Genomic DNA, 25,240 nt, shown 5'->3' with positions numbered 1-25,240 from the left:
GTGGAGCACGCAAACCGACATGTCGGCCGGCGCCCTCCACGTGCACCCGGAATTATCTTGCGCGGTGCTCTTACTTTTCTCTTAATGTTAAGGGAACTAGTTTCCCTCGGCCAAATCCGGCGCGCTCGTGGCCGAACTGTTATCCGTGTTTCGGATGCGGCGCGTTCTCGATGAGGTTCTGCGCCCAGGCCAGCGTCCACTGCGTGGCCGTCTGCCCGTTGAGCGACCAGAACTGCGGCGTGTTGTACAGCGCGTGCACCGGGCCCGCCGTACTGCCGAGCAGGGTGTCCAGGGTCTGCGGCAGGTTGGTGATCGAGAACGCCTCCTGCGGCGCCGAACAGATCAGGTCGCCCAGGCCGCAGATCTGGTTGGTGCGGTCGTTGAGCGCGCCGAAGCCGCCGGCCCGGGGGCCCGTCATGGAAAGCCCGAGTGCCGAGAGCATCGGCACCTCGTGCAACGTGATCTCGGCGCCCTGCCCCGGCGGGTTCGACGGCAGGTTCTGCCCCACGCCGTCCTGGCGGCGGCCGTCGGCGATCAGCGTGACGCCGAGAACCAGATCCTGGTCCACCGGCCCGCGGCCGTTGCCGATGTCGCTTGCGATGTCCCCGCCGATCACCGCGCCCTGCGAGAACCCGACGATCACGTAACTGGTCAGCGGGCACCGGTTGTTCATGTCCGTCAACGCCTGCACCGCAGCACGTTTCCCTTCCGCGCGGCTGTCGTTGTACGACATCTGCTTGTCGGCGGCGAACGGATTGTGGAACTGCGCGGTGTAGGGGACGGTGTAGATCTCGAGCCGGGAGTTGTCGAACTGCGCGCGCAGCGGGTTGGTCACATTGAGCAGCAGGGCGAGCGGGAACTCCGTCGGGTTGAAGGGATCCTGGCGCACCGAGGACTCCCAGGTACCGGGGATCGAGAGCAGCTGCACGTCGGGACAGTCGGCGGACTGGAACTCGGGCCGCGGCTTGCCCGTCGACGGCACGCCGCCCGGCTGCCCGGCCGGTGGCTGAGCGGACGGCGGCGCCGACGGCGTCTCAGGACGCCGCATGATGATCACCACGATGGCCACGACCAGCACCACGACAAGCGTCATGGCCCCAGCTGCGATCAGGGCCAGGATGCGGTGCCGCTTACGGCGAGCGTTCTTTGCCATTTACTTCCTTTGCTTCCTCGCGTGCGCACGTGTTGGGTCGCGCTCCCCGCGGCGCGGTCATGCCGACTAGCAGAGCCGCTCGGTGGCGATGCGGATGTAATCCGAGGTGACCTCGTTGACCTCGCCGGTCAACGGGATGTCCTCGCTGGAATGCGCGGCCCGTACGTCGCTGCGTACGAGCGGCAACACGAAATCCCACACTGCCTGGTCATTCTGCCTCGCGGCGCGCGCCTGGCAGACGTAAGAACCGATCGACAGCGCGTGCAGATCGCTCGACGGCGTCACGCCCGCGGCCTTGAGCGCGTCGAGATAACCGCGCTGCTGTTCGGTGATCACGGGCTGGTCCGGGTAGTCGGACAGCTCACCGGACTGCGCGTCGGTGTCGTTGATCTGCGAGGTGGACATGGCCAGTGGCGCCATCATGTCTTCGCCGGCACCGCACCCGGTAACCGACAATGCAGCAAACGCCACGATGGCCACTCCGGCCGGCGGTACCCAGTGCTGCACGCCTCCACGGTACCGGGTGGCGAAAAGTGCCCGCCCGCAGCTGTTTCGATGCGGCTACTTGATGGTCGCGACCAACTCGCCCGACATCACCGCCAGCTGAGGCGCCCAGGTGCCCCAGTCGTGCTGGCCCGAATTCGGGAAGTCGAAGTGTCCGTTGCGCCCGCCGACCCCGCGGTAGTGCGAGTAGAAGGACCGGTTGCTGCCCGTGGCCTGGTCGCACACGCCGATCATCGCCGCGGGATCACTGCAGGTCAGAGTCGCCGGGCTGAACACCCAGAGCCGGGTGTTGGCGTCCGAAAGCAGCTGCACGTGCACGTCGGGGTCGTGCCACTTCCACCGGCCGAGCTGCGGTGCACCCCACATGCCGTAGCTGTCCACGCCGCCGAACTGCGCCAGCCCCGCGGTAATGGCGCCGTTGAGCGTCGTCGCCGACGGGGTCAGGAAACCCGACAGCGATCCCGCGAAGCGGAAGCGGTCGGGATGGAAGGCCGCGAGGGTCAGCGCGGCGGTGCCGCCCTGCGAAGCACCCACGACACCGTGGCCGCCGGGCGCCAGGCCCTTGTTGGCGGCAAGCCAATCGGGCAGCTCCGACGACAGGAACGTCTCCCACTGCTTGCTGCCGTCCTGCTCCCAGTTGGTGTAGAGGCTCCAGGCGCCGCCCGCGGGCGCGGCCACCGAGATCCCCCGGCCGGCCAGCGTCGTCATCGCGTGGCCTGCGTTGACCCAGTTGCTGACGTCCGGTGCGGCGTTGAACGCGTCGAGCAGGAACACCGCGTGCGGCCCGCCGCCCTGGAAGGCGACCGGGATGTCGCGGCCCATCGCAGCGGACGGGACCATGAGGTATTCGACGCCGTCGGCCTTTGCCGGTGCATCCGCCGTCGTGGCGACTGTCCACAGTCCGGCGGCCAACACCACCGACAGCACAACCGCTCGCATCAGACTCAACGCACGCCTCATCCTCAACCTCTCCCGCTGTCGGATACCGTCGCACCCCGGTTTTGCCAGATGTGCCCCCGCACACGTAACCCGCGTTGTAGTGAACCACATCCCTTGCCGCGGCGTGGCCGCAAACGCCTGACGGCGGCGACCCCCTGGGGGATCGCCGCCGTCAGTCTCGATTCGATTCGGCTGCTACGTGCCGTCCGCTCAGGCGGTCGGGGTAGCACCCAGCACGCGCTGCAGGTCAGGCTTCATGGCCTGCAGCTGCTGGCCCCAGTAGGCCCAGGCGTGCGTACCGCTCTGCGGGAAGTTGAACACGCCGTTCTTGCCACCGGCCGCGATGTACTTCTCCTGGAACGTGGAGTTCGTGCGGCACACGAAGCCCTCGAGGAACTTCGCGGGGATGTCGGTGCCACCCAGCTCGCCGGGCTTGCCGTTACCGCAGTAGATCCAGATGCGGGTGCCGTTGTTGGCGATCGTGGCGACGTTCTCCGTCGGGTCGTTGGCCTTCCACGCGTTGCCCGGGTCGCCCGTCTTGCCCCACATGTCGTCGGCCTTGTAGCCGCCGGCGTCACCCATCGAAACGTTGATCAGCATGGGCCACCAACCCTCGGACGGGTTGAGCGTGCCCGACAGCGATCCGGCGTAGATGAACTGGTCCGGGTGACGCGCCGACAGCATCAGCGCGGACGAACCCGCCATCGACAGACCCACCACGGCGCTGCCGGTCGGCTTGACGTCGCGGTTGGCCGCCAGCCAGTTCGGGAGCTCGCTCGTCAGGAAGGTCTCCCACTTGTAGGTCTTGCAGCCGCCGTCTTTGCTGCCGCAAGCCGGCTTGTACCAGTCGGCGTAGAAGCTGGACTGGCCACCGACGGGCATCACGACCGAGATGCCCGAGTTCAGGAACCACTCGAACGTCGGCAGTTCGATGTCCCACCCGCTGTTGTCCTCACGGGCGCGCATGCCGTCGAGCAGATACAGCGCGGGCGCCTGGGGGCCACCGCTCTGGAACTCCACCCGAATGTCACGTCCCATCCCTGCCGACGGAACGTCGAGATACTCCACCGGCAGGCCCGGCCGAGAGAAAGCCCCAGCGGTCGCCGAGCCGCCTACGACGCCCACCAGGCCAGGCAGCAGAGCCGCGACCGCGACCCCAACCGTCAGCCGGCGCGACAGACCTGCCGCTGCGCCGCGCATCTTCCCAACGAACTTCATACCGCTCCCATTCTCACTTTCGTCTGTCGTATGCCGCACGCCGAAATAACCGACGTAGCGGCTCACGTGCCCGTGTAGTCAACCACACGAACGCGCAAATCTTCTCTTCAGCAGTTGTCCCCCCTGGTCGCTCCGCCGCCTTTCAACGGCGCGATCAGGTGAACGTGGAGCACGGCCGACGGCACTGCCACCAGGGGCAGCGCTCGGGTGTCGGCGGGCACGAAAGGCGAGGTCGCGACCACAGCGTGCACAAGGCGACCGCCCTGGGCACGGGCGGACTCGACACCGCGTGTGATCAACATCGCTTCCGTTTCGTCAGGTCCGATCAGGACACTCGTCCGTCTGCGTATCGGCCGGTCCCGGCCGGGCGTTACGGACCTGTCGCGGGCAGCCCCGTGTACGGCGGTGACTTGGGCGGCGGAGGCTGCAGCCCGCACCGGTTCAACTCGTACATGGGCACGCGGTCGATGCGGTACTTCGTGAACTCGTATGCGTGGAACAGATTCGAGATGAACCGCCGCGGGGTCAGCTCGCCGCGCACAGAATTCAGCACCGCGTCGGTCGCCGGACACTGCAGCGCCACCTCGGCTTGGGCGATCCAGTCCTCGTCGAGATAGGGCGGGACATAAGGATGTGTCTTGATGAACGGGCCTTCGGCCACCGCCCAGTCCGGGAACAGGTTCTTGTCGTGGCCGATGCGGCCGTCGGTCAGCCGCTGGGTGTGCGCCGCCAACGGATTTGCCAGCCCGATCTGGTCGATGACCCGCACGTCGAGCCCGACGTTCATCCCGAGCATGCCCATGTTGGTGAAGAACACCGTGTGCGGCGGCTCATACGCCGCCCTGGCCTCGGGCGTCGCGTCCGGCGGCAGCGGCATGGCAGGTACGACGTCCCACTGGTCGTAGTTGCCGGACGGCAGCAGCAGCGCGCCGTCGGGAGTGTTCTCGATGGCCGTGAGGACGGCCCGCATGCGCGGGTAGTCGAGATAGTCTGCGGCGGTCAGCGGGTGCGCATGGCCCGTGGCCTGCGCGTAGAAGCGCCGCTCGTCGACGATGCCCGAGTAGGTCACCCGGGTCGCGTCGGCACCCATGCCGGGCGAATTCGCCGCCCATATAGACCAACCCACGATCGCGGCCCACAACACGCTGGTGGCCGCCGCCAGCAGATAGCCGGTCTCGCGTGTGAACTTGGTTCCGTCGGGCAGCACCACCGGGATCACGGCAACCGGCAGCAAAAGGCAGAACAACGGGGTCAGCAAAACGCGGCCGTGCATGAAGTCGCCGCCCTGGCGGACCCAGTACACCGCCTGCAGCAGGCCGCTCACGAGCATGAAGATGACCACGGCGGGCGGGCTCTGCACGGTGCGGGCCAGCCAGCCGTATCCGCGGGGAATCTGGCGCCGCACCCACCACGGCCTGGTCCGTGTGGCCAGCAACACCACACCGAGCGCGATCAGCAACAGCGCGGGCACCCACAGCAGGTAGGGCTTGTTGAAGTTGGCCAGATAGATGAAGCCCTGGGACCACTTGGATCCCGACGCGTCCTTGGCCACCGCGGTACCCGGGACGAGCAGCGCGTAGTACCCCATCCGGAAGATCTGGTACGCGACGGGCAGCAAACCGCCCGCGACGATGATGAGCACCCTGCGGCGCCAGCCGTGCGCCGCGACCAGCATCATGATCAGCGCGCCGCCGCCGATCAGCGCGAGCTCGGGACGCACCAGCACGCTCAGGCCCGCCACCGCGGCCAGCGCGGCCTCGAAGCCCGTGCCCGGGATGTTCCGCGGAGGCTGCGCGACGGGCATACCGGGCGCCGGGTGCGGGGCCCGGTACGCGCGCAGCGACTGCGACCAACACACCAGCATCCACCACAGCAGGCCGAGATAGGCCAGCACCAAACCGTTTTCGAGTCCCGAGGTGGCGAAGTCACGGGCCGGCGGCACCGCGATGTAGACCAGCGCACCCGCGGGCAACAACAACGCACGCCTGCCCTGCAGGCTCGGCGCGTACAGGCGCCCGGTCCCGAGCACGGCCAGCACGACGCCGAGCACACTGAGCGCGAGAGCCAGCGTGAGCACGACGTACTCGAGCCGGATCGGACCGCCGATCCACGCCCCGAGCGTCACCAGGTAGGTCCACAGCGTCGAGGTGTTGGCCTCGACCCGCTCGCCGGCGTTGAACACGGGCCCGTTGCCCGCCAACAGGTTCCGAACCGTACGCAGCACGATCAGCCCGTCGTCGGCGATCCAGCGGCGCTGCCAGGCGCCCCAGCCGAACAGGCCCGCGACCACCACCACGCTGATCCACAGGCTGATGCGCACCGAAACGTGATAGGGGAACGCGGGCGCGCCCGGCAGCACGCGGATGGCGCCGGCCTGCGCCCGCCGCTTCACCCGGTCAACTGAAAGCGATGGCCGCACCGATGGTTCCGATCCACGCCACCGCAAGCAGCTGCAGTACCCGGTCCCGGAGCGCGATCTCCTCCGGCTCACCGGCGATACCGCCGTCGACGTCCACCGCGTACCGCAGGATCGCGATGGTGAACGGAATCATCGACACGGCGAACCACGACGTGCCGCCGGCCCGGTCCCGCTCGAAAGCCCACAGTCCGTAGCAGACCACCACCGCAGTCGCCGCGAGCGTCCACACGAAACGGAGATAGCTGCTGGTGTAGCTCTCCAGCGATTTCCGGATCTTGGCGCCCGTGCGCTCGGCCAGCTGCAGTTCGGCGTACCGCTTGCCGGCCACCATGAACAGCGAACCGAACGCCATCATCAGCAGGAACCACTGGGACAGCGGGATCGAGGCGGCCGCACCACCCGCGATCGCCCGGATCAGATAAGCCGAGGAAACGATGCAGATGTCAAGCACCGCTTGATGTTTGAGCCCGAAGCAGTAGGCCAGCTGGATGGCCAGATACACGGCGATCACCAGGGCGAGGTTCGGTGTCAGAAGCCACGACACGGTCAGCGACGTCGCGGCGAGCACCACTGCCAGCACGTAGGCCAGCGATTCCGGCACCACGCCTGCCGCGATCGGCCGGAAGCGTTTGGTCGGGTGGGCCCGGTCGGCCTCGACGTCGCGCGCATCGTTGATCAGATAGATGGACGAGGCCGCCAGGGAGAACACCACGAAGGCGATGCCGACCTTGTAGCTGAGATCGCTCAGGTCGTACTCGACGCCACCGCCGAGCGCGGCCAGCGGCGCCACCAGCACCAGGAGGTTCTTCACCCATTGCCGCGGACGCAGTGCCTTGACGAGCCCGACGGCCAGATTGCTGGGCGGGCCCGGCTCCGTTCGCACGTCCTCACTCATTGCTGATCAATCTCCTTCGGCCCGGCACCGACAATATCGGCAAGCCTGCCGACGGTTTTCCCGACGACTGCGCCGACCACGATTCCGGTCAGCACATCGGTGGGGTAATGCACACCCAGAACGAGGCGCGACAACGCCATCGGCGGCACCAGCACCGCGGGCAGCGGCAGACCCGTGGTCTGCGCGAGCAGCACCGCGGCGGCCGTCGTCGACGTGGCATGTGCCGACGGGAAGCTCAGCCGGCTCGGGGTGCCGACGTTGACCGCGATGTCCGGGTGATGCGGACGCTCGCGGCGCACCACGCGCTTGATCAGCACCGCGGCTGCGTGGGCCAGAAATGCCCCGGCTCCCACCGCGATCCAGGACCGGCGCTTCGACGGCTGCGCCAGCGCGCCCGCCGCCGCCAGGCCTACCCAACCCGCGCTGTGCTCACCGAAGTGGGACAACGCGCGTGCACCGGCGAGCACGCCGGGCCTGCCGGCCAGCGCCGACTGCACCGCAACCAACACGGCATCTTCGCCGTGAGGGGCACCCGTCATGTCAGATTTTCTCCACCGACTCGGTGAGCAGCACCTTTTCCCAGCTCTGGGTGCTGGTCAGTCTCGGCAACGCGTCGCGGTAGACCTTGCGCATCTTGTTGAACTGGCGCGCGATCCGGGCCTGCTGGCGCAGCGAAGCACGCAGCAGCGCAAACATTTTCGCGCGATCCCGCTGCCGGTACACCACGCCGCGGCCGTCGGCCGTGGTGACGGTGACACCGTCGACCATGCACAGCGAGAACCACCGCGCGTCCTGCGTCGCGACGTTGATCTGCGGCCGGACATGCGTTTCGGGATCGTGCTTGCGCAGCTGGGTGGCCACGCCGCGGGACAGCCGGAACAGGATGGCGGCCTTGGACACCGGAATGCGGACCTTCTTGCGCTTGAGGTCAGACGGCGGCGGCAGCGCGGTGGCGCCGGGCAGCACGACGGCGTCGGGGTACTCGGAGCGCATCTTGCGGATGTCGGGCAGCGCCGACTCCAGGATCGAGAAGATGTGGTCCGGGCCGGCCAGGAAGTCCTCCATGGCCTGGTTCTGGATGGCCACGGTCGAATACTCAAGGCACAGAAGATGTTTGAAGGTGGCCTTGAGGTGGCTGGCCAGCAGCCCGCGGATGTCGCCGTCCCAGTGGATCGCGGCGATCACCAACCGGTTGCGCAGGTGGAAGTACGCCTGCCAGTCGATCGCGTCGTCCTTGTCGCTCCAGGCCATGTGCCAGATCGCGGCGCCGGGCAGCGTGACGGTGCGGTAGCCGTGTTCGGCTGCGCGCAGGCCGTATTCGCAGTCGTCCCACTTGATGAACAACGGCAGCGGCTGGCCGAGCTCCTCGGCGACCTGCCGCGGGATCATGCACATCCACCAGCCGTTGAAGTCGACGTCGATGCGGCGGTGCAGAAGCCTGCTGCGTTCGGCATCGACGTCGTCGAGCGCGAACTTGGCGAAGTCGTGGTCGTATTCGGCATTGGGCGCCGCGGTCCACATGAAGTTCGACCGGTCGACGACCTCACCCATGATGTGCAGGTGCGACGGCTCCTGCAGGTTGAGCATCTGCCCACCGACCAGGGTCGGCTCCTTGGCGAACCGGTTCATCGCCAGTGCCCGCAGGATCGAGTCGGGCTCGATGCGGATGTCGTCGTCCATGAACAGGATCTGTTCACAGTCGGTGTTCTTGAGCGCCTCGTACATGACCCGGCTGTATCCGCCAGAGCCACCGAGGTTCGGCTGGTTGTGAATCGTCAGACGGTCGCCCAGACCCGCTGCCGCGGCGGCGAACCCGGGGTGGTTTCTGGCCTTGTTGGTGCCCTGGTCGGACACGATGACGGCGCTGATCACCTTGTCGACCAACGGATCCGACGTGAGCGCGGCCAGGGCGTTGACACAGTCGGCGGGCCGGTTGAACGTCGGGATGCCCACCGCGATGTCGGCGCGCCCCGGCGCTTCCGTCGGCGCGTACCAGCCTGCGCTGTGCACCGTGACCTTGGTGTCGGTGGTGATGTCGAACCAGATCCAGCCGCCGTCCTCGAACGGTGTCAGGTCGATCTCGAACTCGACGCTCGCGGGTTCGTCGGAGTCGCCGCTGGACACGGGTGCGCCACCGACGGTGATGCGGGCGCCGGTGGCCTTGGACCGGTAGACGTCGACGCGTGCGGTGCCGGTCAGCTCGACCCGCAGCACCACGGACTCCAGCGTCGACCACCGGCGCCAGTAGCTGGCCGGGAACGCGTTGAAGTAGGTCGCGAACGATATCCCGGATTCGGCGCCCACCTCGAGCGTCGTGCGCGAAGGGGCGTGCGCCCGACGCGCGTTGGTCGGATCTTCGTCGAGATAGAGCTTGCGGACGTCCAGCGGCTCACCCGGTCGCGGCAGGATCACGCGGGCCAGCAGACTGACCGCCCTGGATTCACCGGCATCCAGTGCGCCGGAAGGGATGTCACTCATGCGTTGCTGCTTTCCTTGTTAGAGGTCTGTCTCGCCATTGGTCACCAGCGGCGCACCGTCGGACAGGTGCGGCGCCAGCGTGTTGTCGTACATGCTCAGCGCGCTGGCGATGGCCATGTGCATGTCGAGGTACTGGTAAGTGCCCAGCCGCCCACCGAAAAGCACCTTGGCCGAAGCGGTCTCGGCTTTGGCGCGGGCCCGGTAGGTCGCCAGCAGGGCGCGGTCGGCTTCGGTGTTGATCGGGTAGTACGGCTCGTCCTCGTTGTCGGCGAACCGCGAGTACTCCCGCATGATCACCGTCTTGTCGGTCGGGTAGGCCCGCTCGGGGTGGAAGTGCCGGAATTCGTGGATGCGCGTGTAGGGCACATCCGCGTCGTTGTAGTTCATCACCGGCGTGCCCTGGAAGTCCCCGGTGTCGAGCACCTCGACCTCGAAATCGAGTGTGCGCCAGCCGAGTCGGCCTTCGGAGTAGTCGAAGTAGCGGTCCAGCGGTCCCGTGTAGACGACCGGGGCGTCGGGGCTCTCGGCCCGTAGCGCGTCGCGCACGTCGAACCAGTCGGTGTCGAGGACGACCTCGATGCGGTCGTCGGATGCCATGTTCTGCAGCCACGCGGTGTAGCCGTCGACCGGCAACCCCTCGTAGGTGTCGTTGAAGTAGCGGTTGTCGAACGTGTAGCGGACCGGCAGCCGCGTGATGTTGCTCGCGGGCAGTTCCTTGGGGTCGGTCTGCCACTGCTTGGCGGTGTAGTGCTTGACGAACGCCTCGTACAGCGGCCGGCCGATCAGCGAGATGGCCTTCTCTTCGAGGTTGGTCGCGTCCTTGCTGTCGATCTCGGCGGCCTGCTCGGCGATCAGCGCCCTGGCCTCGTCCGGGGTGAAGTACTTGCCGAAGAACTGCGACACCAGGCCCAGCCCCATCGGGAACTGGTAGGCCTGACCGGCGTGCAGCGCGAACACGCGGTGTTGGTAGCCGGTGAAGTCGGTGAACTGACGCACGTAGTCCCACACCCGCTTGTTGGAGGTGTGGAAGAGGTGCGCGCCGTACTTGTGGACCTCGATGCCGGTCTGCGGCTCGGCCTCGGAGTAGGCGTTGCCGCCGATGTGCGGACGCCGCTCGATAACGAGGACACGTTTGTCGAGTTGCGTCGCCACGCGCTCGGCGATCGTCAGACCGAAGAATCCGGAGCCGACGACGAACAAGTCGAAATGACCGGTGGGCAGGCGCGCAGCGCCCCGCGGGGATAAGGACGTCATCGGCAGCCAGGGTATCCGACCGCCCCAGGATGCCCCGAATTCGACGGCGGGCTCAGGTCGCAATTCGCTCACAATTCAATATCGTCACTCTAGACCCAATAGTCACACCAGTACCATCGATCACGTTGGCGCTCATGGGCTCCGCACGATTTGTCCGTAGCCGCTGACAACCCACGAGCACCAAACATGCAGTCCAATATTGAGGAGACTTCCGTGCCGAACCGACGTCGACGCAAGCTCTCGACAGCCATGCGCGCAGTCGCTGCAGTGGCAGTCGCAAGTCCAGTCGCATTAGTGGCCGTCACCGAGCTGGCGCCCGAACCCCAGCAGCGTGAGTTCACGCAGGCCGCGATGATCACCGACCTGCCCAGCGAGCTTATGTCGGCGCTGTCCCAGGGCCTGTCCCAGTTCGGCATCAACCTGCCGGGCGGCATCCTCGGTGGGACGGGTGCCACACCGTCCCTGGCCTCGCCGACGCTCACGTCGCCCGGCCTCGGCGCACCGGGACTGACCTCGCCCGGACTCACCTCGCCCGGCCTGACCGATCCGGCGCTCACCTCGCCCGGGCTGACGTCTCCGGGCCTGACCAGTCCGGGCGGCCTGACCGCACCCAACGCGGGCCTGCCTGCGGCAGGTACGCCTGCCACGCCGTCGCTCACCGATCCGGGCCTGACCAACCCCGCGCTGACCGCGCCCGGTGGCGCCCCGGGCGGGCTGACCACCCCGAGCCTGACCAACCCCGGTTTGACGAGCCCGACCGGTGCCGCGCCGGGTGGGCTGACCACGCCCGGGCTGACCGATGCGGCGACGGGCCTGACCACCCCGCCGATCGGCGGCGATCCGGCGCTGCTGCCGATCTCCAACACCACCGGCGCGCTGCCCGCGCCGGGCGAGGTGCCCATCTCGGCGCCGCTCGGTGCGGATCCGGGCCTCGGCACCTACCCGCTGCTGGGTGACCCGTCGCTCGGCGCGATGCCGGCAGCCGCTCCCACGGGCGGTGGCGGGCTGTTCGGCGACCTGTCCAGCGCCGCCAACCAGCTCGGCGCAGGCCAGGCGATCGATCTGCTCAAGGGCATGGTCATGCCGGCCATCACGTCGGCCATGAAGTCCGGTGTCCCGGCCGCACCCGCTCCGGTGCCGCCGCCGGCTCCGCCGACACCGTAGGAAGACCTATCACGAAACGGCACCGCAGAAGCCGGCTGGGCTCTGCGGTGCCGTTGCGTGTTGGTGACGAAATGTGCGGGTCGGGCCGTGTCGAAACATTAGTAACACTAGACCCATACGTAACATCAGTCCGTGCCGTCCCGCCGCCCAGCGCCGTCGATCCTGTTCACCGCGATCGCGGCGACAGTCGTAATCCTGCCGTGGGCGATCGACGGGCTCCCTGACAGCGAACCCGCCAACCCTGCAGACAATGCACCTGCGCTGGCACAGCAACCTCTGAACAATCTCGCGGGCGGCGAGAGCATCCGCGAGGTCCATCAGGACACGCCCTTCTCGATGGTCGCGCTCACCGCGCAGGATCTGCGCGGAACCTCGGCGCGCGTACGCGCGCGCAAGGCCGACGGATCGTGGGGCCCCTGGTATCAGGCCGAGAATCTCGACGGCGTCGGCGCCGACACCCCCGGCCCGCGCGGCACCGAGCCGATCTTCGTCGGGCGCACCACCACCGTGCAGATCGCGGTCACGCGCCCCAAAGACGCCGCGCCCACGGGTGCGGCCGATCAGGACGCCGCGAAACCCGGACTGGGCTACCGGCCCGCGACCGTCGAGCAACCGTTCGGGCAGAACATCACCGCGGTGCTGATCAGCCCGCCGCAGGCACCCGTCGACACGGGCCCGCTACCGGCCGCCGTCACGGCCCCCGGCGTCCCGCCCAACGTCATCACCCGCGCGCAGTGGGGCGCCGACGAATCGATGCGCTGCGGAAACACGGTGTACGACAACGGGATCCGCGCGGGAATCGTGCACCACACGGCGGGTAGCAACGACTACACACCGGAGGACTCGGCCGGGATCGTCCGCTCGATCTACGAGTACCACACCCGCACCCTGGGCTGGTGCGACATCGCCTACAACGCACTTGTCGACAAATACGGCCAGGTCTTCGAAGGCCGTGCGGGCGGCATCAACCGGGCTGTCGAGGGCTCGCACACCGGCGGGTTCAACCGCGACACCTGGGGTGTGGCCATGATGGGCGACTTCGACGTCGTGCCGCCCACCCCGATCCAGTTGCGCAACACCGGGCGGCTGCTCGGCTGGCGGCTGGGTCTCGACCACATCGACCCGCACGGCACCACGGTGCTGACCTCGGCGGGTGGTTCGTTCACGCATTTCCCGCGCGGCGCCACCCCGACGCTGCCGACCATCTTCACCCACCGTGACGTCGGCATCACCGACTGCCCCGGCAACGCCGCCTACGCCCAGATGCCGCTCATCCGCGACATCGCGGCCCGGTTCAACCAGCCGCCCGGCCCGCAGGATCTCGCCGAGCAGATGCGCGGCGGCGCGATCTTCGACCGCTGGCAACAGACCGGCGGCGCCGCGGGCCTGCTGGGCAACCCGACCTCGCCCGAGGCCGCGGCCGCAGGCGACGCGCGCTACGCGACGTTCGAGAAAGGCGCGCTGTACTGGTCGCCGGCCAGCGGTGCCGAGCCCGTCACAGGCGCGATCTACGAGGCCTGGGGCTCACTGGGCTTCGAACGGGGCGTACTCGGACTGCCGACCAGCGGCGAGATCCAGGAACCGCAGTGGATCGTGCAGAACTTCCAGCACGGCACGCTGAACTTCGACCGCGAGAAGGGCACCGTCACCCGCGTGATCGACGGTGTGCCGCAGGAACTGCCGCCGCCCGCACCGGACGATCAGCCCGTCCAGCTCGAGCGGTTCAAGCCCATCAATCCGTAGCCCACCAGCGCTCGAGTACCCGGGCCACGCCGTCCTCGGCGTTGGTCTCGGTGACCTCGTCGGCGGCCGCGACCGCCTCGGGATGCGCGTTGCCCATCGCGACCCCGCGACCGGCCCAGCTCAGCATGGGCACGTCGTTGGGCATGTCCCCGAAGGTCACCACATCGTCGGCGGTCAGGCCGAGCGGGCCCGCGAGCTGCTGGACCCCGGTGGCCTTGCTGATGCCGACGGGCACCACCTCGATCAGGCCGTTGTTGGTCGAGTACGTGATATCGCCCTGCAGCCCAATGTGTTTGAGCAGCTCCACGGCCATGTCGGCGCTGCGCGCACCGGCTTTGCGGATCAGCAGCTTCACCGCGGGCTCGCTCAGCAGATCCTCGACCGACACCTCGGTGTTGTCGGGATTGAGCCACGCGTGCTCGTAGCCCGGTGAGCTGACGAACTGCGGTGTCGCGGCGTCGTGCGCCGACGCCCCGACGCGTTCGACCGCCAGGCCCGCGCCGGGGATCACCCGGGTCGCGATCTCGGCGAGCTCGCCCAGCACGTCGGCCGACAGCGTGTGGGCCGAGATGATGCGATCGGTCGCCGGGTCATAGATCACGGCGCCGTTGGCACACACCGCCATGGGCGCCAGGCCGAGCCCGTCGACCACGGGCTGGATCCAGCGCGGCGGCCTGCCCGTCGCCAAGATGAACGTCGCCCCGGCGTCGACCGCGGCATGCACGGCCGCGCGAGTGCGCGGCGTGACCTTCTCGTCCTCGTCGAGCAGCGTGCCGTCCACGTCGGTGGCGATCAGCCCCGGCGTTCCTCCTGGGCTCACCTGTTGTTCCTCGTCGCTTCCCGCTCGGCACGCTTGCGGGCCCGCTCGGCCAACTCCACCTCGTCGAGCCGCGTGGCCTCTTCGGGCGTCGGCGCACTGCCCCCGAGCCGGCGCGGCACCCAGTACGCACCGGCCGGGGTCGGGTACCCGCGCTGTGCCTCGTCGAGCAGAGCCGACATCGAGCCGCGCAACCTCGCGTCGAGTTCGGCCACCGAACCGGTCGGCCGGATCGGCGTGCCGAGCACCACCGACACCGGAATCTTCTTGCGCCCCAACGACCTCGGGTGGTCTTTGGTCCAGATCCGTTGCGCTCCCCAGACGATCAGCGGGACGATGGGCACGTCGGCTTCGATCGCCATGCGGGCCGCCCCGGTCTTGAAACCCTTGAGTTCGAAGCTGCGGCTGATGGTTGCCTCGGGATACACACCCACCAGTTCACCGGCGCGCAGCGCCGCCACGGCATTCGCATACGCGCCCGCCCCCGCGGACCGGTCGACCGGGATGGTGCCGGTGTGCTTGATCAGGAAGTGGATCACCGTCACCTCGTCCATCTCGGCCTTGATCATGAAGCGCATCCGCCGGCGGCGTTCCTTCGCGGCCAGCGCCGCGGGGAGGAAGTCGACATAGCTGGTGTGGTTGATCGCCACCACGGCACCACCCGACGCGGGCAGATTCTGCAGCCCTCGGAAGGTGATCCGGGTTCCCGTTGCGCGGACCCCTAGCGTGGCGGCGATCTCCAAACTGCGGAAAACCGGTTCCATGCGCCCCTACCCCGGCGCGCCTGTCGGCTCGTTGGGTCCGGTCTGTCCCCCCAACGCCCGCCGGGCCGCCTTCTCGGCCGCTTCCTCGGCATCCATCCGGTTCGCCTCGGCCAGCGAGGGCGCCCCGCCACCGAGCCGGTGCGGAACCCAGAACTCCCCGGCGGGATGCGGCCCGTAGGCATCCTGCACCTGGTCGAGCAGGTGCTGCATACGCGAATGCAGCAGCGCGGTCAGTTCCGGCGCAGGCAGCGTCGGCTGGATCGGCTCGCCGACGGCGATCGAGATCGGCACCTTGGGCCGGTACAGGTTCTTCGGGCGTCCCTTGGTCCAGATGCGCTGCGCGCCCCAGACGATGTGCGGGACGATCGGCACGCCGGCCTCGATCGCCATGCGGGCCGCGCCGGACTTGAACTGCTTGATCTCGAAGCTGCGGCTGATGGTGGCCTCGGGGTACACCCCGACCAGCTCGCCGGACTTGAGGTATTCGACCGCGGCATCGTAGGACGCGGCCCCACTGTCGCGGTCCACCTCGATATGGCGCAGGCTGCGCATGATGGGCCCGGTGATCTTGTTGTCGAACACCTCTTTTTTGGCCATGAACCGCACCTTGCGGCCACGCTTCTGCTTGTAGGCGGGCAGGCCCGCGAACGTGAAATCGAAGTAGCTGGTGTGGTTGATCGCGATCACCGCGCCACCGGTGACGGGCAGGTTCTCCACGCCGGTCACGGTGAACTTCAACCCCTGTAGCCGCCAGGCCAGCCGGGCGAGCTGGATGACAGTCCCGTAAACCGGTTCCACATCCGCAAGCGTAGTGCCAGCCGGTCCCGGCGCGTACCCGGTCACCCGACCGGCGGCAAATTCGGTGGATACCCGAACGGCCGATCACGATACTGGGGCCGATGACCATTCCCGCGGACACCGTCGCCGTCCCCGGCATCGTCACCCACATTGCCGCAGGCCGCCCGGTCAAGGCCGTGTGGGACAACGAAGTCGGCGGCCACACCTTCCAGCTGGGCAGCGGCGCCGAACGCGAGTTCGTCAAAGTCGCGCTGCCACATCCGTCGGTGAACCTGACCGCCGAAGCCGACAAACTGGCCTGGGCGGGCCCGTACCTCACGGTGCCCCGCGTGCTCGGCATCGGCCGCGACGGCGCCCTTACATGGCTGCACACCGCGGGTCTGCCGGGCCGCTCCGCCGTCGACCCGCAGTGGGTGGCCCGCCCGCATGCAGCGGTCACCGCCATCGGCAAAGGGCTACGCGCGCTGCACGACCGCCTACCGGTCGAGGACTGCCCGTACGACTGGTCGGTGCGCAAGCGGCTGGCAGGTTTGAGCGAAGCCGGTCGACGCGCGCTGCCCGCAGCGCCACCGGTGGACCGGCTCGTGGTCTGCCACGGCGACGCATGCGCGCCGAACACCCTCATCGCCGACGACGGGCAGTGGTGCGGGCACGTCGACTTCGGTGACCTCGGCGTGGCCGACCGCTGGGCCGACCTGGCCGTGGCCTCGCTGTCGCTGGAGTGGAACTACCCGGGCGACTGGGCAGACGTGTTCTTCACCGCCTACGGCGCCGCGCCCGATCCCGCGCGGATCGACTACTACCGCCAGCTGTGGAACGCCGAGGACTAGCGTCCGCCTGACCTGCCGCGCTTCGGCGTGTCCCGTGATTCCAGCTAGGCTGACCAGGCATTAACGAATTTGGACGAAAGGCAGTTTGTGCAGGTCACCAGCGTCGGACATGCCGGCTTCCTGATCGAGACCCGGGCCGGCAGCATCCTGTGCGACCCGTGGGTCAACCCGGCCTATTTCGCCTCCTGGTTCCCCTTTCCCGACAACAGCCAGCTGGACTGGGACGCGCTCGGAGACGTCGACTACCTGTACGTGTCGCATCTCCACAAGGACCACTTCGACCCCGAGAACCTGCGCCGCCACGTCAACAAGGACGCCGTGGTGCTGCTGCCGGACTACCCCGTGCCGGACCTGCGGCGCGAGCTCGAGAAGCTGGGCTTCCACGAATTCTTCGAGACCACCGACTCCGTCAAGCACACCGTGAGCGGGCCCAAGGGCGATCTCGACATCATGATCATCGCGCTGCGGGCGCCCGCCGACGGCCCGATCGGTGACTCGGGCCTGGTGGTCGACGACGGCGAGACCGTTGCGTTCAACATGAACGACGCGCGTCCCGTCGACCTCGACATGCTGCACAGCGACTTCGGCCAGATCGACGTGCACATGCTGCAGTACTCGGGCGCGATCTGGTACCCGATGGTCTACGACATGCCCGCCCGGGCCAAGGAGGCGTTCGGCACGCAGAAGCGCCAGCGTCAGATGGACCGCTGCCGCCAGTACATCGCGCAGGTCGGCGCGACCTGGGTGGTGCCTTCGGCAGGCCCGCCGTGCTTCCTCGATCCCGAGCTGCGGCATCTCAACGACGACCACGGCGACCCGGCGAACATCTTCCCCGACCAGATCGTGTTCCTGGACCAGATGCGGTCCCACGGCCACGACGGCGGGCTGCTGATGATCCCCGGCAGCACAGCGGATTTCACGGGCTCGACGCTGAACTCGCTGACGCATCCCGTGGACGATCCCGAGACGATCTTCACCACCGGCAAGGCCGCCTACATCGAGGACTACGCGCAGCGCATGGCCCCGGTGCTGGCCGCCGAGAAGGCGTCGTGGGCGCCCGCGGCCGGCGAACCGCTGCTGGAGCCGCTGCGCGCACTGTTCGAACCGATCATGAGCCAGACCGATCAGATCTGCGACGGCATCGGCTACCCGGTCGAGCTGCGCCTCGGCCCGGAGACCGTGGTCCTCGACTTCCCGAAACGAGTTGTGCGCGAAGCTATCCCGGATGAGAAGTTCCGGTACGGCTTCGGGATCGCACCCGAATTGGCGCGTACCGTGCTGCGGGACAACGAGCCGGACTGGGTCAACACCATCTTCCTGTCCACCCGGTTCTCCGCGTGGCGGGTCGGCGGCTACAACGAGTTCCTCTACACGTTCTTCAAGTGTCTGACCGACGAACGCATCGCCTATGCCGACGGCTGGTTCGCCGAAGCCCACGACGACACCGCGTCGATCACGCTGGACGGCTGGGAGATTCAGCGCAGGTGCCCGCACCTCAAGGCCGACCTTTCGAAGTTCGGCGTGGTTGAGGGCACCACCCTGACCTGCAACCTGCACGGCTGGCAGTGGAACCTGGAGAACGGCCGGTGCCTGACCACCAAGGGCCATCAGCTCAGGAGCGAACGGGCATGACCGGGGCGCAGTACGACGACGGTCTGATCCAGCTGGATCGGGAAGCGATCACACTGCGCCGCTACCATTTTCCGTCCGGCACGTCGAAGGTCATCCCGCTGCGCGACATCCGCAGCTACCGGGCCGAGTCGCTGGGTTTGTTGATCAACCGGTTCCGCATCTGGGGCAGCACCGACCTGCGCCGCTGGTTGCCGCTGGATGTCTGGCGGCCCATCAAGTCGACGCTGATCACCCTGAAGGTCAACGGAACCCATCCCGATCCGGCCTTCACACCGCAGCGGCCCGCCGAGTTCATCGCGCTGCTCGACGAGCTGCTCGCGCGCTAGCGCGCTGAAACCAGCTGGCGTAGCTCGGACGCCTCACTCGAGGCACTGTCGTACACCCGCACGATCGCCTCGTCGCCCGCCTTGAGGTAGGTCGACTCACCCAGCGGCGTGTAGCGCGTGGCACCGATCCCGATCAGCACGTTCTCCGGGTGCCCGCTGGCCACCATCAACGCGCCGACATCCTCCAGCGGGGTGTCCGCGGCACCCTTCTGATTGGCCAGCCGCTCGACGATCCAGTCCAGCAGTACCTCGCCGTAGTACGAGTAACCGACCAGCGGGGAGTCCACGCCGTACGCGTGCTGCTCGCCGTTGTCGTCGCGCAGGTAGCACACCAGGCGCATCGTGGCGGTCGGGCCGTCCGGGGTCAGGTCGCTGATGTCGAAGAACTGCGGCGCAACGCCTTTCGACGCCGGGCCCCAGTTCTTCTTGTAGCTGATCTTGGGCGCTCCTGGCCTGCGGATCGAACAGTCGTTGAACGCGCCGAGCGCGAACGGTTCCAGCCGCACCACGGTGTCACCGTTCCACACGACGCGGCAGGCCACCCCGACCTCGGGCTCAATCTGCAGGTTCAGCGGGCCTTCCACCTCACCGGGCTCGGGCAACAGGATCGCGTCGTTGGACAGCGGAAACTCCCCGAGGAAGTCGTCGCGCCCGGGTGCGTACCACGGGAAAATACCTTTGGGCGCATAGCCTTCCGTCACGACCTTGACGAAATCCCCGGCTTCCCCCGCCTGTTCGAGATGCCCGGCGAAGTTTCCCGCCACGCCGAAGCCGAACCAGTTCCGCAGTTCCGTAAGGTCGATGTCGATCATGGCCGCTAACCCTACTGTGGTCACCACAAGCCGGCGACAAGTCGTGATTAAGTCGGTACCGCCAGTCTCTACGGCATGCCGACCGCCGCGCCCCACGCCCAGATCGCCGCAACCCGACCCGACCTGCTGGGCATCACCGTCGCCCACCGGGCCATGCTGGCCGATCTGCGCCGCCTGACCGACCTGGCCATCGCGGTGCGCGACCGCGATGTGATCTGTACGCCGGGCCACGCCCGCGCCATCTCGCGCTACATCGAGCTGTTGTGCGACTCCATTCACCACCACCACACCACCGAGGACATCGTGTTGTGGCCCGTGATCCAGGCCGCGGTCGGCAGCAGGCTCGACCTCGGCGAGCTGACCGAGGATCACGCCGCACTCGACCCACGGCTGGACCAGTTGCGCGCCAGGGCCGCTGCCCTGCGGCTGTCGATGGGCGACCGCCACGTCGCGAGCCTCATGGTGATCGAGCTGGCCGAGCTGACGGCGCTGCTCACCGAGCACATCGAAGAAGAGGAACGCGATGTGTTCCCGCTGATCACCGAACATGTCTCGGTGGCGGACTGGACCGCGGTCGAGACCGAAGCCCGGCGAGGGGGCCGATTGTGGTTCGAGGGTCCGCGCGCACTGGCGGCGATGACCGACGCCGAGCGCACGCGACTCGCCGACCATGCGGGCATAGCGCTGCGGGCCGTGCTCGCGATCGTCGGGGTGCGGTACCGGCGGTTGGAGCGGGCGGTCTTCGGGACGCGCATTACGCGCGAGTTCGAAGTGCCGGCCGACGCGTGCGACGAGGTCGTCTAGTCGACGAGGGACCGTGCCTCGGCCGCAAGCGCCTCCCGCAACGCGTCCGCAGCCTCCCGGTGGCGACGAGCCTGCTCCGGCAGGCCCAGCGCCTCGGCGGCCACCGCGAGCGCAGCGTCGACGGGACCGACCATGAGCCCGTCGACACCCAGCCCGGCGATCCGGCCGGAATAGGGCTCAAGTTCCGCGGCCCTCGCGCGGGTTTCCTCGGTATCGCCGAGCGCCACCGCGGCGTTGACCCGCAGCACCGTGAACGGCAGCCAGAAGTACGCGCGCTCGATCGGTCGGCGGTTACGCCACAGCTCTCGGGCCTCGGCGTCGCGGCCCCGCGCGACCAGCGCCAGCACCGCGGCGTCCAACGCCGCGACCGACACCTCGCGGTAGAAGAACAGCAGCTCGTCGGCCAGCAGACCCAGGTCACCGAGGCAGAACTCACCGGTCACGCGACCCACCATCGCCAGCTTGGCGCCGTTGGCCGCGCCGTTCTCCACCATGCGCGCGGCAAGGTCGGTGTATGAGCTCACGGCGTCGTCGAGGCGGCCAGCCAGCAGGTGCATGCGGGCGCGGAACAACCCCAGCACCCCGAGCAGGTGCAGCAGCTGGCCTGTCCCCGCCCGCGCCACCGCGAGGTCGACGTGCCGTTTCGCCGACACCAGATCAGAGCGATTCCCGGCCGCGAGAGACAGCAGCCAGTGCCCTACGGCTTGATAGTCGGCCTGCTCGGTGGCCTCCGCGGTCCGCAGCAATTCGGCAGCGACGGCGTCACGCTCGGCATCGAGGTCGGGCCCGAGCGAGCAATAGGCCCGGACGTTGAGCGCGGTGCACAGCAGCCGTCCCGACGACGCCGGGTCGTCGGCGTAGGCACGGCGCGCCAGCTCGAGCAGTTCCGTGCTGACCGCGAGCGCGCCGTCCGGGTCGGCGCCCTCGAGTTCGACGTAGAGGGCCTTAAGCAGTCTGATGCGGTCCGCGGCGGGCCGACCGTCGACCGCCAGCAGCCGGCGCAGCTGCTCGACCAGTTGGGCGTCTGACTCGTCGTACTCGCGGTCGCGCCACACCAGCGGCGTGTCCCACGCGGTGCACACGCGCACCCGAAGATCGTCGCGGGCCGTACCGGAGAGCAGCTGCAGCGCCTTCTTGAGTTCGGTGCGCGCGGCGATCGCGTCACCCGACTGCGCCAACGCGGAGATCAGCCCGCAGCGTGCCTCGAATTCGTCCTCCAGGCAGTCCACGCTCGGTCGCAACCGGCGGCCGGCCGCCAGCTCCAGCATCTGCACCGCCGCGCGCCACTGCCTCGCGGCTTCGGCATGCGCCCCCACAGAGCCGGCCTCGCGAGCCGCCGCTGCCGCGAAAGTGGCTGCGGCCAAGGATGTTTCGGCGGTCGCTGCGGCGACCGCGTGATGGGCCAGTGCCGACGGATCCGCCGACCGCCCCGGCCGGGCCAGCAGTTCCAGGGCCGCGGCGTGCAGCCGCGACCGGCGCAACCGGGAGGTGTCCTCGTACAGGGTGTCACGGACCAGGGTGTGGGCGAACCGCAGTTGGCCGGGCCCGGGCTCGTCGAGCAGGCCCAGCAGGACGGCTGGTTCCAGCGCGTCGAGAAGATCGTCGGGGTCTCGCCCGCCGAGCTCGGCCAGCAGGTCGACGTCGACGTCGCGCCCCAGCACGGCCGCCTGCCGCAACGCCGTCACGGTCGGGCCGGGCAGCCGGGCCAGCCGGCGCCGCAGCACATCACGCACCCCGACCGGAACCGAGGCCCATACCGCATCCACGCCCTCCGCGGCCATCAGCCGGGCCAGTTCGCGGACGAAAAGCGAGTTGCCCCCGGTCCTTTCACGCAACAGCCGCAGCGCCTCCCCACTCAGACCGGTCAGCCCGCAATCGGCTGCCAAGGACGCGATCGCCGCCGCATCGAGCCCCGGCAGGATCACGTGCGCCGCGGTGTGGACGGTCAAAGCGGCCCGCGCGGCCTCGAGCTCACCGCGGTCCTCCGACGGGCGATAGGTTCCGACCACCAGCACGCGCCGGTCCTTGAGCCGGTCGGCCACGAGCCGCAGCAGTTCGAGCGTGAGACCGTCGGTGCGATGCAGGTCATCGAGCACGACCACCAGCGGCTGCTGCTCGGCGACCGTGCCGAGCACGTCGGCGACCGCGTGGCCCAACCAGAACGTTCTCGGCTCGGCCGCGACACCGTCGTGCAGCAGTGGCTCCAACACCTGCTTGTCGCCCAATGGCGTTGCCGGGTCGACCAATTGACGCAGCACCTCGGTCCACGCCCAACCGGGTGGCGCGCCGCCGACCTCGGGACAACGCCCGAATACGACACGCCACCCCGCGGTGCGCAACCGGTCCGTCGCGGCGTGGGCGAGGGTCGTCTTGCCGGAACCGGCCTCGCCTCCGATCCACACCACTGCACTGCCCGCCGTGATGACCGCGTGCGCGGCGTCGTCGATCGCCGCGAGTTCGACGGAGCGTCCGTAGGCCACCCGTTCGGTGCGGGCAGGTTCGCGGTCCGGTGCGGCAAGCGGTGGATTCGGCAGCGGCCGGGCCGGTTCCAGGTGGTCTGCGTGACGCAGGATGTCCCGCTCGAGGTCGCGCAGCACCCGCCGGGGTTCGAGCCCCAGCTCGTCGAGCAGGTGTTCGCGGGTGCGCCGCAACACGTCGAGGGCGTCGGCCTGCCGCCCGGTCCCATAGAGCGCGGTGGCCAGGACCGCGGCGGCGCCCTCACGCTCGGGATGGTCCCGGACGTGACGTTCCAGCGCCGTCACCGCCGTGGCGTGCCTGCCGAGTTCGATCTGGGCAGCGGCCAGGTCTTCGACCGCGGCGAGCCGTAATTCGGTCAACCGCGCCACTTCCGGCGCGGCCCACAGTGCATCGCCGACCCCGGCGAACGGATCGCCCGACCAAGTGGCCAGCGCATCGTCCAGCAGCCGCGCCCGCCGCTGCGGGTCCGATTCATTTTGCGCCTCGATCACTTTGGCCTCGAACCACCATGAGTCGACGGCCTCGACCGGAAGTCTCAGGCAGTATCCGGGCGCTGCGCTCACCACGATGCCCGCGGGCGCCCGGCGCGGCCGGCCGGGTTCGAGCGCACGCCGCAGGTGCGATATGTAAACCTGAAGGGCCGCAAGAGCTTTGGGGGGCGGTTCGCCTTCCCAGAGGTCGTCGATGAGCCGGTCGACCGACACCGTGTGACCGTGCGCGAGCACCAACCGCGCGAACAGCGACCGCTGCAGCCGCGCCCCAAGATCTGCCGGCTCGTCACCGACCCAGGCCCGCACCGGGCCGAGCACCGCCACCCGCACGGGGTCCACCGCTGCCATCGTCAGCAGGGCGTGCGGTTAGCTCTTGGGCTCCAGGACTTCGGTACCGAGGTACGGCACCAGCGCCGCGGGCACCCGCACGCTGCCGTCGGGCTGCTGGTGGTTCTCCAGGATCGCCACGAGCCAGCGGGTGGTGGCCAGCGTGCCGTTCAACGTGGCCGCGATCTGCGGCTTGCCGTTCTCGTCGCGGTAGCGCGTGGACAACCGCCGCGCCTGGAACGTTGTGCAGTTCGACGTCGAGGTCAGCTCCCGGTAGGTCTGCTGCGTCGGCACCCAGGCCTCGCAGTCATACTTGCGGGCCGCCGAGGATCCGAGATCCCCTGCCGCGACGTCGATCACGCGGTAGGGCACCTCGATGGCCGCCAGCATCTGGCGCTGCCAGCCCAAAAGCCGCTCATGCTCGGCCTCGGCGTCCTCGGGCTTGCAGTAGACGAAGCCCTCGACCTTGTCGAACTGATGCACACGGATGATGCCGCGGGTGTCCTTGCCGTAGCTGCCCGCCTCCCGGCGGAAGCACGACGACCACCCGGCGTAGCGGCGCGGACCGTCCGACAGATCGATGATCTCGTCGGCGTGGTAGCCGGCCAGCGGCACCTCCGAGGTGCCGACCAGGTACATGTCGTCGGCTTCGAGGTGGTACACCTCCTCGGCGTGCGCACCGAGAAATCCGGTGCCCGCCATGACTTCCGGACGCACCAGCACGGGCGGGATCATCAGGGTGAACCCATTGTCCACCGCGAGCCTGGCGGCCAGTTGCAGCAGCCCGAGCTGCAGCAGCGCGCCGACGCCGGTCAGGAAGTAGAACCGCGAGCCGGAAACCTTGGCGCCGCGTTCCATGTCGATGAGCCCGAGCGCCTCACCGAGCTCGAGGTGATCCTTGGCGTTCTCGATCGCCCGCGGCTCGCCGACCGTGTCCAGCAAGACGTAGTCGTCCTCGCCGCCGGCCGGCACACCATCGACGATCACGTTGCCGATCGCCATGTGCGCGGCCGTGAACGCGGCGTCGGCCTCGGCTTGCGCGGCCTCGGCGGCCTTGACCTGTTCAGCGAGTTCCTTGGCCTGCTGCAGCAGGGCGGGCCGCTCGTCCGGTGTGGCCTTGCCCACCGACTTGCTGGCCGCCTTCTGCTCGGCACGCAGGTTGTCGGCCGCGGACACCGCAGCACGGCGCGCGGTGTCGGCCGCCAAAAGCGCATCGACGAGCGCCGGGTCTTCGCCACGCGCGCGTTGTGACGCGCGGACGACGTCGGGATTCTCGCGCAACAACCTGAGGTCGATCACGGGCGCTACCTTAACTTTTGCCGGATCGCGGCGTACATGTGAGGTGGCCTACCGCCAACGCCGCTCAGGCCTCAGGCACAACCACGTAACGTTAC

At 68.6% G+C, this 25,240-nt stretch carries 22 protein-coding genes; 6 read left to right on the top strand and 16 right to left on the bottom strand.

The features are described from left to right. Positions 1-139: 139 nt before the first annotated feature. The 10 genes from culp6 to glf all read right to left on the bottom strand — a co-directional run bounded on the left by culp6 (position 140) and on the right by glf (position 10,860). Positions 140-1,153: a carboxylesterase Culp6 gene (gene culp6 / locus G6N67_RS14000; RefSeq protein WP_073909571.1), complete on the bottom strand. Its 1,014-nt coding sequence runs from the start codon at positions 1,151-1,153 to the stop codon at positions 140-142. Positions 1,154-1,219: 66 nt separating this feature from the next. Next, positions 1,220-1,660 (bottom strand): DUF732 domain-containing protein, encoded by a 441-nt coding sequence (locus G6N67_RS13995; protein ID WP_036431184.1) that lies wholly within the window; start codon positions 1,658-1,660, stop codon positions 1,220-1,222. Between the two features lie 54 nt (positions 1,661-1,714). Beyond that, positions 1,715-2,617: an alpha/beta hydrolase-fold protein gene (locus G6N67_RS13990; RefSeq protein ID WP_036431182.1), complete on the bottom strand. Its 903-nt coding sequence runs from the start codon at positions 2,615-2,617 to the stop codon at positions 1,715-1,717. Between the two features lie 189 nt (positions 2,618-2,806). After that, positions 2,807-3,814 (bottom strand): esterase family protein, encoded by a 1,008-nt coding sequence (locus G6N67_RS13985; protein ID WP_036431181.1) that lies wholly within the window; start codon positions 3,812-3,814, stop codon positions 2,807-2,809. A gap of 107 nt (positions 3,815-3,921) precedes the next feature. Next, entirely contained in the window at positions 3,922-4,116 is a 195-nt protein-coding gene (locus G6N67_RS13980) for a hypothetical protein (protein WP_036431178.1), read from the bottom strand. Between the two features lie 68 nt (positions 4,117-4,184). Continuing rightward, complete coding sequence (zomB, locus tag G6N67_RS13975; protein WP_396923068.1) at positions 4,185-6,206, bottom strand: terminal beta-(1->2)-arabinofuranosyltransferase; 2,022 nt, start codon at positions 6,204-6,206, stop codon at positions 4,185-4,187. 4 nt (positions 6,207-6,210) lie between these two features. After that, positions 6,211-7,128, bottom strand: coding sequence for a decaprenyl-phosphate phosphoribosyltransferase (locus G6N67_RS13970; RefSeq protein WP_036431175.1), 918 nt, complete (start codon positions 7,126-7,128; stop codon positions 6,211-6,213). After that, positions 7,125-7,667 (bottom strand): phosphatase PAP2 family protein, encoded by a 543-nt coding sequence (locus G6N67_RS13965; protein ID WP_036431171.1) that lies wholly within the window; start codon positions 7,665-7,667, stop codon positions 7,125-7,127. Before G6N67_RS13965 ends, G6N67_RS13970 begins: the two co-directional genes overlap by 4 nt. Before the next feature lies 1 nt (position 7,668). Continuing rightward, positions 7,669-9,606, bottom strand: a complete 1,938-nt coding sequence (locus G6N67_RS13960; protein ID WP_036431168.1) for a glycosyltransferase — start codon at positions 9,604-9,606, stop codon at positions 7,669-7,671. 18 nt (positions 9,607-9,624) lie between these two features. Then, a complete protein-coding gene (gene glf / locus G6N67_RS13955) occupies positions 9,625-10,860 on the bottom strand; it encodes a UDP-galactopyranose mutase (protein ID WP_051578901.1) in 1,236 nt (411 codons plus the stop codon). A gap of 213 nt (positions 10,861-11,073) precedes the next feature. On the opposite strand from glf, the gene G6N67_RS13950 reads away from it, so the two are divergent. After that, positions 11,074-12,024, top strand: a complete 951-nt coding sequence (locus G6N67_RS13950; protein ID WP_036435141.1) for a PPE family protein — start codon at positions 11,074-11,076, stop codon at positions 12,022-12,024. 132 nt (positions 12,025-12,156) lie between these two features. Then, positions 12,157-13,767, top strand: coding sequence for an N-acetylmuramoyl-L-alanine amidase (locus G6N67_RS13945; RefSeq protein ID WP_036431165.1), 1,611 nt, complete (start codon positions 12,157-12,159; stop codon positions 13,765-13,767). Here G6N67_RS13945 and G6N67_RS13940 read toward each other — a convergent pair. The 3 genes from G6N67_RS13940 to G6N67_RS13930 are packed head-to-tail and all read right to left on the bottom strand — an operon-like array spanning position 13,757 to position 16,146. Continuing rightward, positions 13,757-14,587, bottom strand: coding sequence for a Cof-type HAD-IIB family hydrolase (locus G6N67_RS13940; RefSeq protein ID WP_036431162.1), 831 nt, complete (start codon positions 14,585-14,587; stop codon positions 13,757-13,759). The two genes, G6N67_RS13945 and G6N67_RS13940, sit on opposite strands and share 11 nt — an antisense overlap. Beyond that, positions 14,584-15,348, bottom strand: coding sequence for a lysophospholipid acyltransferase family protein (locus G6N67_RS13935; protein WP_036431159.1), 765 nt, complete (start codon positions 15,346-15,348; stop codon positions 14,584-14,586). The genes G6N67_RS13940 and G6N67_RS13935 overlap by 4 nt, the downstream gene beginning before the upstream one ends. A gap of 6 nt (positions 15,349-15,354) precedes the next feature. Next, complete coding sequence (locus tag G6N67_RS13930; RefSeq protein ID WP_036431156.1) at positions 15,355-16,146, bottom strand: lysophospholipid acyltransferase family protein; 792 nt, start codon at positions 16,144-16,146, stop codon at positions 15,355-15,357. A 101-nt stretch (positions 16,147-16,247) separates the two neighbouring features. On the opposite strand from G6N67_RS13930, the gene G6N67_RS13925 reads away from it, so the two are divergent. The 3 genes from G6N67_RS13925 (at position 16,248) to G6N67_RS13915 (ending at position 18,934) form a co-directional block, all read left to right on the top strand. Then, complete coding sequence (locus tag G6N67_RS13925) at positions 16,248-16,976, top strand: aminoglycoside 3'-phosphotransferase (protein ID WP_036431153.1); 729 nt, start codon at positions 16,248-16,250, stop codon at positions 16,974-16,976. An 87-nt stretch (positions 16,977-17,063) separates the two neighbouring features. Next, positions 17,064-18,608 carry an MBL fold metallo-hydrolase gene (locus G6N67_RS13920; RefSeq protein WP_036431150.1) on the top strand — a complete coding sequence of 515 codons (1,545 nt, stop codon included), beginning with the start codon at positions 17,064-17,066 and terminating at the stop codon, positions 18,606-18,608. Further along, the gene (locus tag G6N67_RS13915) at positions 18,605-18,934 is read left to right on the top strand and encodes a hypothetical protein (RefSeq protein ID WP_036431147.1); all 330 of its coding nucleotides are present in this window, start codon (positions 18,605-18,607) and stop codon (positions 18,932-18,934) included. Before G6N67_RS13920 ends, G6N67_RS13915 begins: the two co-directional genes overlap by 4 nt. Here the strand turns inward: G6N67_RS13915 and G6N67_RS13910 are convergent. Further along, positions 18,931-19,746, bottom strand: a complete 816-nt coding sequence (locus tag G6N67_RS13910) for a DUF5718 family protein (RefSeq protein WP_036431145.1) — start codon at positions 19,744-19,746, stop codon at positions 18,931-18,933. The genes G6N67_RS13915 and G6N67_RS13910 overlap by 4 nt on opposite strands. Positions 19,747-19,821: 75 nt before the next feature. Here G6N67_RS13910 and G6N67_RS13905 point away from each other — a divergent pair, with 75 nt between their 5' ends. Further along, positions 19,822-20,550, top strand: a complete 729-nt coding sequence (locus G6N67_RS13905; RefSeq protein WP_051578621.1) for a hemerythrin domain-containing protein — start codon at positions 19,822-19,824, stop codon at positions 20,548-20,550. Here the strand turns inward: G6N67_RS13905 and G6N67_RS13900 are convergent. Both G6N67_RS13900 and serS read right to left on the bottom strand, forming a co-directional pair. Then, positions 20,547-23,867, bottom strand: a complete 3,321-nt coding sequence (locus G6N67_RS13900) for an ATP-binding protein (protein ID WP_036431143.1) — start codon at positions 23,865-23,867, stop codon at positions 20,547-20,549. The genes G6N67_RS13905 and G6N67_RS13900 overlap by 4 nt on opposite strands. Positions 23,868-23,885: 18 nt before the next feature. Next, entirely contained in the window at positions 23,886-25,145 is a 1,260-nt protein-coding gene (gene serS, locus G6N67_RS13895; RefSeq protein ID WP_036431140.1) for a serine--tRNA ligase, read from the bottom strand. Positions 25,146-25,240 lie beyond the last annotated feature (95 nt).

Origin of the sequence: Mycolicibacterium mageritense (assembly GCF_010727475.1) — a bacterium.
Lineage (GTDB): Bacteria > Actinomycetota > Actinomycetes > Mycobacteriales > Mycobacteriaceae > Mycobacterium > Mycobacterium mageritense.
This window is presented reverse-complemented; position numbering and strand designations above follow the sequence as displayed.